Annotated in this window: 12 protein-coding genes; 5 read left to right on the top strand and 7 right to left on the bottom strand. The window is 72.3% G+C overall.

Features of this window, described 5'->3' with window-relative positions:
* The first annotated feature begins 181 nt into the window (after window positions 1-181).
* The gene (locus OG385_RS27500) at window positions 182-1,204 is read left to right on the top strand and encodes a PAC2 family protein (protein WP_266858634.1); all 1,023 of its coding nucleotides are present in this window, start codon (window positions 182-184) and stop codon (window positions 1,202-1,204) included.
* 109 nt (window positions 1,205-1,313) lie between these two features.
* Here OG385_RS27500 and mshC read toward each other — a convergent pair whose 3' ends face one another.
* The 4 genes from mshC to OG385_RS27480 all read right to left on the bottom strand — a co-directional run bounded on the left by mshC (window position 1,314) and on the right by OG385_RS27480 (window position 4,828).
* Entirely contained in the window at window positions 1,314-2,543 is a 1,230-nt protein-coding gene (gene mshC / locus OG385_RS27495; RefSeq protein WP_266858632.1) for a cysteine--1-D-myo-inosityl 2-amino-2-deoxy-alpha-D-glucopyranoside ligase, read from the bottom strand.
* Between the two features lie 153 nt (window positions 2,544-2,696).
* Window positions 2,697-3,515 carry an SCO1664 family protein gene (locus OG385_RS27490; protein WP_266858630.1) on the bottom strand — a complete coding sequence of 273 codons (819 nt, stop codon included), beginning with the start codon at window positions 3,513-3,515 and terminating at the stop codon, window positions 2,697-2,699.
* Window positions 3,479-4,069, bottom strand: a complete 591-nt coding sequence (locus tag OG385_RS27485; RefSeq protein WP_266858628.1) for a DUF3090 domain-containing protein — start codon at window positions 4,067-4,069, stop codon at window positions 3,479-3,481. Before OG385_RS27485 ends, OG385_RS27490 begins: the two co-directional genes overlap by 37 nt.
* 72 nt (window positions 4,070-4,141) lie before the next feature.
* Window positions 4,142-4,828: a histidine phosphatase family protein gene (locus OG385_RS27480; protein ID WP_266858626.1), complete on the bottom strand. Its 687-nt coding sequence runs from the start codon at window positions 4,826-4,828 to the stop codon at window positions 4,142-4,144.
* 158 nt (window positions 4,829-4,986) lie between these two features.
* On the opposite strand from OG385_RS27480, the gene corA reads away from it, so the two are divergent.
* Entirely contained in the window at window positions 4,987-5,979 is a 993-nt protein-coding gene (corA, locus tag OG385_RS27475; RefSeq protein ID WP_266858624.1) for a magnesium/cobalt transporter CorA, read from the top strand.
* Window positions 5,980-6,046: 67 nt separating this feature from the next.
* Here corA and OG385_RS27470 read toward each other — a convergent pair whose 3' ends face one another.
* Window positions 6,047-6,838, bottom strand: coding sequence for a ferritin-like domain-containing protein (locus OG385_RS27470; protein ID WP_266861209.1), 792 nt, complete (start codon window positions 6,836-6,838; stop codon window positions 6,047-6,049).
* 235 nt (window positions 6,839-7,073) lie between these two features.
* On the bottom strand, window positions 7,074-8,123 hold the full coding sequence (locus OG385_RS27465; RefSeq protein ID WP_266858622.1) for an LLM class F420-dependent oxidoreductase: 1,050 nt from the start codon (window positions 8,121-8,123) through the stop codon (window positions 7,074-7,076).
* Between the two features lie 140 nt (window positions 8,124-8,263).
* Here OG385_RS27465 and OG385_RS27460 point away from each other — a divergent pair, with 140 nt between their 5' ends.
* Together OG385_RS27460 and OG385_RS27455 are read left to right on the top strand one after the other, a co-directional pair.
* Entirely contained in the window at window positions 8,264-9,247 is a 984-nt protein-coding gene (locus OG385_RS27460) for an aldo/keto reductase (RefSeq protein ID WP_266858620.1), read from the top strand.
* Window positions 9,244-11,622 (top strand): ATP-dependent RecD-like DNA helicase, encoded by a 2,379-nt coding sequence (locus OG385_RS27455; protein ID WP_266858618.1) that lies wholly within the window; start codon window positions 9,244-9,246, stop codon window positions 11,620-11,622. The genes OG385_RS27460 and OG385_RS27455 overlap by 4 nt, the downstream gene beginning before the upstream one ends.
* Window positions 11,623-11,696: 74 nt before the next feature.
* Here the strand turns inward: OG385_RS27455 and OG385_RS27450 are convergent, their stop codons facing one another.
* Complete coding sequence (locus tag OG385_RS27450; protein WP_266858616.1) at window positions 11,697-12,419, bottom strand: hypothetical protein; 723 nt, start codon at window positions 12,417-12,419, stop codon at window positions 11,697-11,699.
* A gap of 47 nt (window positions 12,420-12,466) precedes the next feature.
* On the opposite strand from OG385_RS27450, the gene OG385_RS27445 reads away from it, so the two are divergent.
* Window positions 12,467-12,655 (top strand): DUF5703 family protein, encoded by a 189-nt coding sequence (locus OG385_RS27445; protein WP_030907692.1) that lies wholly within the window; start codon window positions 12,467-12,469, stop codon window positions 12,653-12,655.
* The last annotated feature ends 2 nt before the right edge of the window (window positions 12,656-12,657 follow it).

Here is a 12,657-nt window from a genome sequence, read left to right as displayed (position 1 = left end):
GATGAATCGGTTCGATATGGGCAGACTGCCGGAACGGCTCGTCCAGTTGCCGGGACGTACAACCCGGTGCACGCCGGGACGTACGCCGGGTTGTACGGGGGCGTGCGCAAGGGCTGCGTCCGGGCACCCGGGAAGCCGTAAGGTTGGTCCGTAAGAGAAGAACTTCGGAGGGAGGCACTGGGTGATCGAGCTCGAGGGGGTTCCCGAGCTGATCGACCCGGTCATGGTGGCCGCGTTCGAGGGCTGGAACGACGCCGGCGACGCAGCCTCCACCGCGGTCGCCCATCTGGACCGGGAGTGGAAGGGCGAGGTGTTCGCGGCGCTCGACGCCGAGGACTACTACGACTTCCAGGTCAACCGGCCCACGGTGTGGCTGGACGGCGGGGTACGCAAGGTCACTTGGCCGACGACCCGGCTCTCCGTGATCCGGGTGACCGGCGACAAGCCGCGCGACCTGGTGCTGGTCCGGGGGATCGAACCGTCCATGCGCTGGCGCTCGTTCTGCAACGAGATCCTGGGCTTCGCCCATGAACTGGGCGTCGAGATGGTGGTGATCCTGGGCGCGCTGCTCGGCGACACCCCGCACACCAGGCCGGTGCCGGTCAGCGGAGTCACGTCGGACGCGGATCTGGCCAGGACGATGGACCTGGAGGAGACGCGGTACGAGGGTCCGACCGGCATCGTCGGCATCCTCCAGGAGGCGTGCACCCACGCCGGTGTGCCCGCGGTGAGCCTCTGGGCCGCCGTTCCGCACTACGTGTCGCAGCCGCCCAACCCGAAGGCGACGCTCGCTCTGCTGAACCGGCTGGAAGACCTGATCGACCTGCGGATCCCGCTGGGCGAACTGCCCGAGGACGCACGGGCCTGGCAGGTCGGCGTGGACCAACTGGCCGCGGAGGACAGCGAGGTGGCGGAGTACGTCCAGACGCTGGAGGAGGCACGCGACACCGCGGAGCTCCCCGAGGCGTCCGGCGAGGCCATCGCCCGGGAGTTCGAGCGGTATCTGCGCCGCCGTGACGGCGGTCCAGGACCGGGCCAGGCCGGCGGCGGACACGCCACGGACGGCGGCGAGGGCAGCAACTACCGGCGGGACAGCTCCGGCCCCGGCAACCGCTCCCGGCCCCCGAAGCCGCAGCGGCCCGACCCGGGGAGCAACAAGCCGACGGACGACGAGAACGGCCCGGAGGACTCCTCCGAGGAGTGATCAGGGCGGCGGCCCCTCCGGGGGCAGACCGTAATCCCGGTCCTGCGGAACGGAATCGCCCCCGGGCTCCTGTGGAGTCCGGGGGCGACGGGGAAAGAGCGGGGCGTCCTTACAGGGCCACTCCGAGCAGGGCGTCGGCGGCGCGCGACACCAGGCCAGGCGCACCCTCGTCAGTACCGCCGCCGGACTGCTGAAGAGCCGCCCAGCGGTCCACGGCGCGCAGCGCGGCGGGCGCGTCGAGGTCGTCGGCGAGCGCCTGCCTGATCTCCTCGATCAGGGCGTCGGCGGACGGTCCGTCGGGCCGGGAGACAGCGGCGCGCCAGCGGCCGAGCCGCTCCACGGCGTCCTGGAGGGTCTGGTCCGTCCACTCCCAGTCCGAGCGGTAGTGGTGGGCCAGCAGGGCGAGCCGGATCGCGGCCGGGTCCACGCCTTCGTGGCGCAGCTTCGACACGAAGACCAGATTGCCCTTGGACTTGGACATCTTCTCGCCGCCCAGACCGACCATGCCGGCGTGCACATAGGCCTGGGCGAACGGGTGCTCGCCGGTCAGCACCTGAGCGTGCGAGGCGCCCATCTCGTGGTGCGGGAAGGCGAGGTCGGAACCGCCGCCCTGGACGTCGAAGCCCATCCCGAGGTGGTCGAGGGCGATGGCCACGCACTCGATGTGCCAGCCGGGCCTGCCGGGGCCCAGGGAGGCGCCGTCCCAGCTCGGCTCGCCCTCACGGGCACCCAGCCAGAGCATCGGGTCCAGCGGGTTCTTCTTGCCGGGCCGCTCGGGGTCGCCGCCGCGCTCGGCCGAGAGCAGCCGCATCGCCTCCGCGTCCAGGTTCGACACCTCGCCGAAGTGCGGGTCGCTCTCCACGGAGAAGTAGATGTCGCCTTCGAGTTCGTAGGCTGCCCCGCAGTCACGCAGCCGCTCGACGAGCGGCACGATGCCGGGTATGGCCTCGACCGCTCCGATGAAGTGCTGCGGCGGGAGCATCCGCAGCGCGGTCATGTCCTCGCGGAAGAGTGCCGTCTCGCGCTCCGCGAGCTCGGTCCAGTCCTCGCCGTCGCGTACGGCCCGCTCCAGCAGCGGATCGTCCACGTCGGTCACGTTCTGGACGTAGTGGACCTGCCGCTTGGTGTCGAGCCACACGCGCTGAACGAGGTCGAACGCGTTGTAGGTCGCCGCATGACCGATGTGCGTCGCGTCGTACGGCGTGATGCCGCAGACGTAGATGCGGGCGACGGGGCCGGGGTCGAGGGTTACTCGTCCGCCGGTCGCGGTGGAGTGGATCTGGAGGTCGGCGCCCTTGCCGGGCAGGGCGGGAACCTCAGAAGCGGGCCAGGCATACATGTACACGAGCGTAACCGGACGTCAGTTCCGACAACGAACCGGAGTGCCGACGTTGGCCGAATCGGCACCCTTGCGCGAATGGGGTGCGTACGTGATACAGGCCCGCGTGATCCGGAGCTGCGTGACGCGGTGCCGGGGCCGGAACCGTACGCCCTACACAGGCGGCCAGGGGATCGCCGGCCAGTCACCGCTGGGTACGGGGTGCAGGCCGGCCTCCCGGAGCGCCCCCACGCGCCCTCGCAGCGCTTCCAGCTCCGTCCCGGTGATGAGCCCCGCCAGCCGCTCCGCGAGCCCCGTACCGGGCGCCAGCTCCACCGCGAGCTTGTCCAGTACCCCGGCCGTCTCGGGCGTCAGCGGTTCGCCCGCCCAGCCCCACAGCAGCGTCCGCAGTTTGCCGTCGGCGTTGAAGGTGACTCCATGGTCGATGCCGTAGAGCCGCCCCTCGTCGGTCGGCAGCAGATGACCGCCCTTGCGGTCGCCGTTGTTGATCACCGCGTCGAGCACCGAGAGCCGCCGCAGCCGCTCGTCGTCCGCGTGCACCAGCAGCGCCGTCCTGCCCTCGCCCACTTCGGCGAAGCCGATGGCCTTCCAGCCCTCGGCGGGCTCGTCCTCCTCGACGAGACCCAGCAGCGACGGCTCGGCGGCGGACTCGATCCACAGCTGGCACATGCCCTCGCCGTACGGCCCGTCACGCAGCACCGTCGGCGGGACGAATCCCCATCCCGTCGCCTCGGAGACCTCGTACGCCGCCACCTCGCGCTGGGCGAGCGTCCCGTCGGGGAAGTCCCACAGCGGCCGTTCACCGGCCACCGGTTTGTACACACAGGCCGCTTCCCGGCCCTCGTACGCGACCGAGCAGTAGAGCACCGCGTTGGATGCCTCGCGCACCCGTCCGCGTACCGTCAGCTCCCCCTCCAGGAGAAGCCGGGTGGCCGTCACGCCCCCCTGCGGTATCCGTTCTGGCGCGGGCATACGTGTCCCTCCGGGTCGAGCGGCAGGCTGCACAGGGGGCACGGCGGCCGTCCCGCGTTCACGACGTCGAGCGCGCGCTTGGCGAAGGCCCTGGCCTGCGCGCCGGTCAGCCGCACGCGGAGCATCGGCGGACCGTTCTCGTCGTCCTGGAGGAGCCGTTCCTCGGCTTCCGCGAGGTCTTCGTCGGTGTCCGCGTCCAGCTCGACGAGGGCCTGAGCCTCGATGATCATGCGCTGTTCGTCGCCGTCCCAGGCCAGCGCCATCGTGCCGACGCGGAACTCCTCCTCGACCGGGGCGTCCAGCGGGGCGGTGTCCCCGGCGTCGGACGGGGCGACCGCGGGCACCGGGGAGTTGCCCCCGGTCCTGCGCACCACTTCGTCGAGCAGTTCGTCGATACGCTCGGCGAGCGCGGCCACCTGGGTCTTCTCCAGCGCGACGCTGGTGGTGCGGGGCCCGGACGACGCCTGAAGGAAGAACGTACGGCGCCCAGGCAGCCCGACCGTACCGGCAACGAAGCGGTCCGGCGGGTCGTAGAAGTACACCTGACGGGACACGTCCTGATCTCCATGGGGTTCGGCTGCGGGGTGGTCCGGTTTACGGCCCGCCCACCCTACTGCGCGGAGCGATCACGGCGCGCCCGCGCCACCACCGACAGCCGCGTCCGATCCCGGGGCGCTCTCGCGCGGCGCCAGCGAGCCGAACTCCCCGGTGTCGCCGAGCCGCAGGACGAAGGGCCGCACCGCGGTGTAGCGGATGGCCGTGAGGGAACACGGGTCGACGTGGATCCGCTGGAAGAGGTCGAGGTGCATACCGAGTGCGTCGGCGATCACCGACTTGATGATGTCGCCGTGCGAACACATCGCGTACACCGCGTCCTCGCCGTGATCGGCGTCGATCCGGGCGTTCCAGTCCCGTACGGCGTCGACGGCCCGCGCCTGCATCGCGCGCATCGACTCGCCGCCGGGGAACGCTGCGGCCGACGGGTGCTGCTGCACGGTCCTCATCAGCGGCTCGTCGCCGAGTTCGGCGAGTTTGCGCCCCGACCAGTCGCCGTAGTCGCACTCGCTGATGCGGTCCTCGGTGTGCAGCGTCAGCTCCGGCCTGGCGGCCAGCAGCGGCGCGACGGTCTCGCGGCAGCGCTGCAGCGGGCTGGTGACGACGGCGGCGAGCGGCAGCCCGGCCAGCCGGTCCGGCAGCCCGGCCGCCTGGGCGACACCCCGCTCGTCGAGGGAGACGCCCGGCGTCCGGCCCGCGAGCACTCCGGAGGTGTTGGCGGTGGAGCGTCCGTGCCGTACAAGAATCAGCGTGGCCATGGCGGCCAGCCTAGGGCCTTCCGTCCGGATCGGGCCGGGCCCACCGGGTCCGGCCCGATCCGGACGGTGGACCACGGGGCCCGCCGGGCGGCCTGCGGCACCCGGTGCGGCCCGGATGCGGCCCCCCGGGCGTGCACGGGCGGCCCGGTCAGGGAAGAATGCGCGCCGTGATTGTCGATTGCGCCATCTACCGGGACGGACGCCGCATAGAGGGGCCGCCGGACCTCTCCGACGCCCTCGCCGAAGCACGCGCGGACGGGAACGCCTTTCTCTGGGTCGGGCTGCACGAGCCGACGCAGGAGGAATTCGACCTGGTCAGCAGCGAGTTCAAGCTGCACCAGCTGGCGGTGGAGGATGCCCTGCGGGCCCACCAGCGGCCCAAGCTGGAGGTCTACGACGAGACGCTCTTCATGGTGCTGAAGCCGGTGATGTACGACGCCGACAGCGACACCGTGACCACCGACGAGCTGATGCTCTTCCTCGGCGACTCGTTCGTGGTGACGGTGCGGCACGGTGCGGGTGCCCCGCTCGCCGCCGTGCGCAAGCGTCTTGAGCAGGAGCACGAGGTGCTCAAGCACGGCCCCACGGCCATCATGTACGCGGTGAGCGACACCGTCGTCGACCACTACATCGACGTGGCCGCGGAGCTCCAGACCGACCTGGAGGAGCTGGAGGCCGAGGTCTTCGCGCCCAACGGCGGCGATTCCAAGAACATCGCGTCGCGGATCTACACCTTCAAGCGGCAGGTGCTCGAATTCCGCCGTGCCAGCGGGCCGCTGGCGGCCCCCATGACCCGGCTGGCGGGGGCGGGGGTGCCGTTCGTGCACGAACACTCGCAGCCGTTCTTCCGGGATGTGGGCGACCATCTGACCCGCGCCAACGAGCAGGTGGAGGGTCTGGACCGGCTGCTGTCCGACATCCTCTCCGCGCATCTGGCGCAGATGGGCGTCCGGCAGAACGACGACATGCGCAAGATCTCGGCCTGGGCGGCGATGGCGGCGGTGCCGACCATGGTCGCCGGTATCTACGGCATGAACTTCCAGCACATGCCGGAACTGAAGTGGACCTGGGCCTATCCGGCGGTGATCGCGCTGATGGCCGCGGTCGTCTTCGCCCTGCACCGGCAGTTCAAACGGCGCGGCTGGCTCTGAGACGGGACGGCCGGGGGCCGCTTGCCCGGCGGGCCCCGGCGGCTGCCGCACGGGGGCGGGTACGGGTTCAGGCGAACTCCGCCGTGTGGGGTGCGGCCGGCCCGCCGAGCGCGTCGCGCCGCTCGGGCATGGCCAGGCTCACCGACCGGCGCCAGCCGCCCGCCCGCTCGTACCCGTACAGCCCCTGAACGCCCGCGGCCAGCACCGCCGACTTGGCCCTCGGCCAGCCGAGGATGGCGCCCATCCGCTCCATCACCGCGAGACCCACCTCCCGGTAGACGCGGATCTCCTCCAGCGCGCTCTCCCGCAGGACGGAGTGGATGGTGCGGGCGTGGCCCTGTGCGGCCAGGCGCAGCAGTTCCTCGTGGCAGTAGGCGAGGTGGTTGTCCTCGTCCCGGCAGATCATGCGCACGGCCCGGCCGATGTCGGGCTGGTCGCCGAGGTACCGCACCAGGGTGTTCATCTGCTCGGAAGCGCGCTGTTCGGTGACCCTGCTGTGCGCGAGGTAGACGACGATCTCCCGTTCGGTCAGCCGCTCGCTTCCGCGCAGCCTGCGGTGGCTCAGGCCGATGCCCCGGCGTTCGAGCAGCATCGTGTAGTCGGTCTCCGCGGGGATCTCCACGGGGTCGAGCCCGCGCTTCTTGAGCAGGGCGCGGAAGATCCGGCCGTGCTTGTCCTCGTCGGCACCGTGCCGGGCGATCTTCGGGGCGAGGGCGCTCATGCTCTCGGGGGCGAGCGCGGAGATCCGGCCGTTCTCCCAGCCGCCCTGGGACTCCCCGCCGGCCGCGATGGAGCAGAACAGCCGGAAGGCGTCGTCGCTGTCGACGATCTCCTGGAAAATGCTCCGCGCCGAAAGCATCACTGCCACCTCCATGCCGATATCTGACGGTATGAGTCAAATGCGATATCGGTTGACCGGCAATGTGTGCCCCTGACCGGTTGGGCCGAAAGGCGGTACGCCCACCCGCGGCCCAGGGGCGTAACCGAGGGGCCCCTGAGGCGTTGTTCAGCACGACGGCCGTGGCGGGGAAGACCCCCGAGCCCCCACCACGGCCGCAGACCTCTCCCGGCTTCCCGGGAACTGTATGGCCCGGCTACGCGAGCCCGGCCCGCTCCAGCGCCTCCGTACCGGCCCGCAGCCCGGCCACCCGCTCGTCGAGCGTGAACCCGGCGGGGGCCAGCGTCAGCGTGGTGACCCCGGCCGCGGCGTAGGCCTGCATCCGGTCGGCGATCCGCTCCACGGACCCGAGCAGCGTCGTCCGGTCGATCAGCTCGTGCGGTACGGCGGCGGCCGCGCCGTCCCGGTCGCCGCCCAGGTACTTCTCCTGGATCTCGGCGGCCTCCTTCTCGTAACCCATGCGCTGCGCGAGCCTGTTGTAGAAGTTCTGCTTGCGGCTGCCCATACCACCCACGTACAGGGCGGTGTACGGGCGGAACGTGTCGGCCAGCGCGGGCACGTCGTCGCCCACCGCGAGCGGCAGGGTCGGGCAGACGTCGAAGCCCTCCATCGTGAGCCCGGCCTTTTCCCGGCCCGCGCGCAACGGGCTGATCGCGGTGGACTCCAGGTGCTCGGCCGAGGGGAAGATCAGCAGGGCGCCGTCGGCGATCTCACCGGTCTGCTCCAGGTTCTTGGGGCCGATCGCCGCGATGTAGAGCGGGATGTGCTCGCGCTGCGGGTGGACGGTGAGCTTGATGGGCTTTCCGGGGCCGCCGGGCAGCGGCAGCGTCCAGTGCTCGCCCTCGTACGACAGGCGCTCGCGCGACATCGCCTTGCGGACGATCTCCACGTACTCACGGGTGCGCGAGAGCGGTTTGTCGAACTTGACGCCGTACCAGCCCTCGGAGACCTGCGGCCCCGAGACGCCGAGGCCGAGCCGGAAACGGCCGCCGGAGAGCGAGTCGAGGGTGGCCGCGGTCATCGCGGTCATCGCGGGCGCCCTGGCGGGGATCTGGAAGATCGCGGAGCCCACGTCGATCCGCTCGGTCCTGGCGGCGACCCAGGAGAGCACGGTCGGCCCGTCCGAGCCGTACGCCTCGGCCGCCCAGCAGACGTCGTAGCCGAGCCGGTCGGCCTCCTGAGCCACGGCGAGGTTGTCGCCGTCCATCCCGGCACCCCAGTAGCCGAGGTTGATTCCGAGCCGCATGACCGCTCCCTTACTGCTGAGTAACGTCCCTGTTCCGGGGACTCTAGCGCGCGGGGGCAAGATCCGTCAGGGGGTGGTCCAGGGGGTGGTTGTCCACAGGCCTGCACCGGGCGGCCCTGTGGCCAGTACTCTCAGCGCCCATGGAGCAGAGGCATCTCGGCCGCACGGGCCTGCGCGTATCCCGGATCGGGCTCGGCACCCTCACCTGGGGGCGGAGCACCGACGAGCACGACGCCGCCGACCTGTTGAAGGCGTTCTGGGAGGCCGGCGGCACACTCGTCGACACGGCCGATGTGTACGGCGACGGAGAAGCCGAGTATCTGCTCGGGCAGCTCTGCGAACGGCTGATACCCCGCCGCGATCTCGTCATCGCCACCAAGGCGGGCAGCGTGCCCGACCCCTACCGCCGGTTCGACGGCTCGCGCGGGCATCTGCTGGCGGCGCTCGACGCCTCACTGGAGCGGCTGGGGACCGACTACGTGGATCTGTGGCAGGTGCACGCCTTCGACCCGGAGACCCCGCTGGACGAGACGCTCCAGGCGCTGGACATCGCGGTCTCCAGCGGTCGGGCGCGGTACGCGGGGCTGTCCAACTTCTCCGGCTGGCAGCTGGCCAAGGCCGCCACCTGGCAGCTGGCGGCGCCGGGCGTCAGGACCCGCATCGCCAGTACGCAGATGGAGTACTCGCTGCTCCAGCGCGGGGTGGAGCGGGAGGTGCTGCCGGCCGCGGTGGACCTGGGGGTGGGACTGCTGCCGTCGTCGCCGCTGGGGCGCGGGGTGCTCACCGGCAAGTACCGCCATGGGACTCCGGTGGACTCGCGCGGGGCGTCGGAGCAGCTGGCGCCCTTCGTCGCGCCCTATCTGGACGACGCCGCGAGCAGGATCGTCGACGCGGTCGCCACGGCGGCCGACGGGCTCGCGACCACGCCGCTGGAGGTCGCGCTGGCCTGGGTCCGCGACCGGCCCGGGGTGGTCGCCCCGATCATCGGCGCGCGCAACGCGCAGCAGCTCGCGGCGGCATTGTCAGTGGAGACGCTTAGTCTTCCTGACGAGATCTGCCGGGCGCTCGACGATGTGTCGGAGCCCGTTCACCGTTATCCCGACCAGGACTGGACCGAGCTGTGAGTACGGATCGCCTCGACACCGAGGCCAGCACCGAGGCCGAGGCCGCTCCCGGCGCCGAAGCCGCACCGGAGACGGAACCGGAATCGGAATCGGCGCCCGACACCGGGAGTGCTGCTGAGACCGGTACGGGTACCGGGCCGGAAGCAGCTCCGGGGAGCGTGTCCAGGCCCCCCGGCGGGAGCGACGGGAGCGACGGCGGGGGTGCCGACGAGGGCGACGGCGGCGGGGCCGCGGAAGCCGGGGCCCCGGAAGCCGGAGCCCCGGACGGCGAGGGGACGGCGGAGGAGACGTCCGAGGCGGCAACGGCGGAGGGCGCCGGGACGGCCGAGGCACCCGCCCTGTCGGAGGCCGAAGCCGAACTGGCGGCCCAGCGCGAGCTGCGGGCCAGAATCGAGCAGCGCAAGGCCGCGAAGGACGGGCCCATCGAGGCCGGCACGAAGCTGAGCGGCCGGGCCGCCGACCTGCTGGCCGCGGTCCGGGCGGTGGAGGGCGGCGAGAAGCCCTCCGCGCACTTCCCTCCCCCGGCGCCCGAGCCGCGCCGCCCCGCGCCTGCCCCGCAGGCCGAGCCACGCCCCGCGGTGCGTCCGGCCGCCGCGCCCACCGGTGCGGCGCCCGAGAGCGTGTCGTCCGTGCGGGCCGTCCTGGCCGCCGGCGGCGCCCCCGAGTCACTGGCCGTACGGGCCGCCGAGACGCTCGGCGACCAGGCGGCCGACGCCCTGCGCGAGGACCCCTGGCAGTTGCTGTCGGTTCCCGGGGTACGGCCGGAACAGGCGGACGGCTTCGCCCGTGCGCTGCTCGGCCCGGAGGCCGGACCCGGCGACGAGCGGCGGGCCGCCGCTCTGGTGGGCTGGCTCCTTGAGCGGGCCGCGCTCCAGGGACACACCGCGCTGGAGTCGGACGCGGTCCGCGCGGCGCTCGCCGAGCGGTCCGTGCCGGACCCCGACGAGGCGCTGCAGAGCGCTGTCGCGGACGGCGCGGTGCTGGTCTTCCAGGACGCGCTGGACACCGCCCCAGGGGCACCCGCCGCGCAGGAGGCCGGGCACGACGGGCAGGACGACGTCGGCTCCGGGAGCGAGGACGAAGCGGCGCCGCAGCCCGTGCGGGTCCTGCTGGGTCTCGACCGGTACGCCCTCGCGGAGGAAAGCCTGGCGGACGGCCTCGCCCGGCTGGTGAACGCGTCCGCCCTCGCCCCCGGCGGCGAACAGGCCGACTGGGAACAGGCCGCAGCGGACGCCCCTTCCCCGTCGGCCGCCGAACTGATCCGGACGGTCGCACAGAACGGCCTGGTCGCCCACACCGGCGGCGAGGCCGCCCGCAGCGAACCGGCCGCAGTGGTCACGGCGGCGCGCGCGCTGGGCCTGCGGGCATACGCGGCCGCGCACACCCCCGACGGGAGGCGGCGGCTGGCCGCCGCACTGGACGATCCGGCGGCGGCCGTCACCGTCTCCGGGCTGCTGACCGGTTCGGAGGGGCCGGGACGGGACGGCGAGGGCGCTCTGGCGCTCGATCTGCTGGCCGTCGTGGACGCCCCCCAGCTGGATGTCGAGAGCGCGGCCGTACTGGTCGAGTCGCTGGCCGACGGCAGCCGCCTGGTCCTCAGCGGGGATCCCGGAGTGCTCGGTTCCGCCGGTGCCGGGCAGGTGTTCACCGATGTCCTCGCGGCGCGCGCCTGCCCGCAGCTGGCCTCCCGCACCCCCGATCCGGGCCCCATCGGCGAGCTGGTCTCGGGAATCGGGATCGGCGAGCTGAACCAGGTGGCGGCGCCCGGCAAGGAAGTCGTGATCGTCCCCGTCCAGAACGCCGGTGAGGCGGTGCACCGCACCGTGCAGCTCGTCGCCGACTCCGTACCCCGGGCCATCGGCGTGCCGGTGTCCGACACCCAGGTCATCACCCCGGGGCACGGTGGCCCCGCCGGCACCCGCGCGCTCAACGCGGCCCTGAAGGAACGTCTCAACCCCGGCCCCGGCCGCTTCGGCGGTTTCGATCCCGGTGACCGGGCCGCCTACACCCCGGCGCCCGGCAGGACCCTGCCCGGCACGGTGGTCTCGGCCGACGGCGACGGCCTGCACCTGGACTGCGCCGGCACGCCCGTCGTCGTACCGAAGGACCGGGTGGAGGCATCGGTACGGCACGGCTGGGCACTCACCGCGCACCAGGCAGCCGGGCTGCGGTGGCCCGCGGTGGTCGTGGTGCTGCCCGGCGACGCGGCGAGCGGGCTGAGCAGGCCGTGGGTCTACACCGCGTTCGGCCGCGGCGAACGGCATCTCTCGGTGGTGCACGGAGTCGACCAGGCACTGCCGCACGCGGTGGCCGAAGTCCCCGCCCGGCCCCGCACCACCCGGCTGCGCACCCTGCTGCGGCCGGCAGCGGTCTAGACGCCGGCACGGCGGCGGCCGGGGCAGTTGCCCCGGCCGCCGCCATGCCGGATACCGGACGTCCTACGCCCGGATCAGACCCTCTCGCCCTCCGGGTCCCCTTGCGCGGAGGACGCATCGGCGTCGTCGTCGGCGCCGTCATCATCCTCATCGTCGTCGTCATCGCCATCGAGCAGTTCCTCGTCGTCGAAGACGGAACTGACGTCGAACCGGCACACGATCTGCTGCGGGTCCGCCTGGTCGAACGGAGTGCTCAGCCACTCCCCCGGCTCGGGCAGGTCGTCCGACGCCGAGACCCAGAGCGTGGAGTCGCCCTCCTCAAGGCCGAACTCCTTGTGCCGCGAGGCGATCTCGTCCGGTTCGTACTCACCGAACAGCACCCCCAGAGCGGCGTGCACGCTGTTGCCGACGACAGCCCCCGCGCCCGGTCCGCCGTCCGCCTCCGGGTCGAGGTCCACGATGCGCTGTGCCTGCCCGAGCAGCCGCTGCGGCTGGGCCACCGCGTAGTCGCGGCGGATCAGCACCGTGAGCGCGTGCGGATCGTCGGGGCCCGCATACGGAGGCAGTGCGTCGTCCGCAGCGGGAATCTCGAAGGGGGTGACCTCGTCGTACCGGTCGTAGAGCCTCTCGTCGTACGCCTCGGCGGCCGCGGCGAGCGCGTTGAACGCGTCGTAAACGGCCGGGTCGTCCTCTCCCGTACGGGCTTCGACCGCGTCGAGGTGACGGTCCAGCGCGGCTTTGACCGCCTCGGCGGCGGCGCGTACCTCGGCAGCCGTGGGCTGCGCAGCATCAGACATAGGGCAGACGCTATCCGTACCGGGCCTCTGCCCGCACAATAGATGCGATGCCGGAATACGAATTTGTCGACGTGTACGTACCTCGCGGGGTCTCCCGCAAGGATGCGACACGCCTGCTCACCGACCATGCCGAGTACGGACACTGGGAGTTGGACCGACTGAGTCTGCACCGGGACGGCAGCCGCAGAGTGCGGCTGCGCCGGCGCATCATTCGCCAAGTGCGCGCCACATGGTGAAG

Origin of the sequence: Streptomyces sp. NBC_01306 (assembly GCF_026340465.1) — a bacterium.
GTDB lineage: Bacteria > Actinomycetota > Actinomycetes > Streptomycetales > Streptomycetaceae > Streptomyces.
Note: the sequence above shows the minus strand (reverse complement) of the source record. Positions and strands in the feature narration are given on the sequence as shown.

Bases quoted from the DNA above. Each gene is read 5' to 3' on its own strand.
- OG385_RS27465 (WP_266858622.1), bottom strand. From the start codon at position 8,123: ATGCGGCTCGGAATCAACCTCGGCTACTGGGGTGCCGGGATGGACGGC.
- OG385_RS27470 (WP_266861209.1), bottom strand. From the start codon at position 6,838: ATGCTTTCGGCGCGGAGCATTTTCCAGGAGATCGTCGACAGCGACGAC.
- corA (WP_266858624.1), top strand. From the start codon at position 4,987: ATGCGCGCCGTGATTGTCGATTGCGCCATCTACCGGGACGGACGCCGC.
- mshC (WP_266858632.1), bottom strand. From the start codon at position 2,543: ATGTATGCCTGGCCCGCTTCTGAGGTTCCCGCCCTGCCCGGCAAGGGC.
- OG385_RS27450 (WP_266858616.1), bottom strand. From the start codon at position 12,419: ATGTCTGATGCTGCGCAGCCCACGGCTGCCGAGGTACGCGCCGCCGCC.
- OG385_RS27490 (WP_266858630.1), bottom strand. From the start codon at position 3,515: ATGCCCGCGCCAGAACGGATACCGCAGGGGGGCGTGACGGCCACCCGG.
- OG385_RS27480 (WP_266858626.1), bottom strand. From the start codon at position 4,828: ATGGCCACGCTGATTCTTGTACGGCACGGACGCTCCACCGCCAACACC.
- OG385_RS27460 (WP_266858620.1), top strand. From the start codon at position 8,264: ATGGAGCAGAGGCATCTCGGCCGCACGGGCCTGCGCGTATCCCGGATC.
- OG385_RS27445 (WP_030907692.1), top strand. From the start codon at position 12,467: ATGCCGGAATACGAATTTGTCGACGTGTACGTACCTCGCGGGGTCTCC.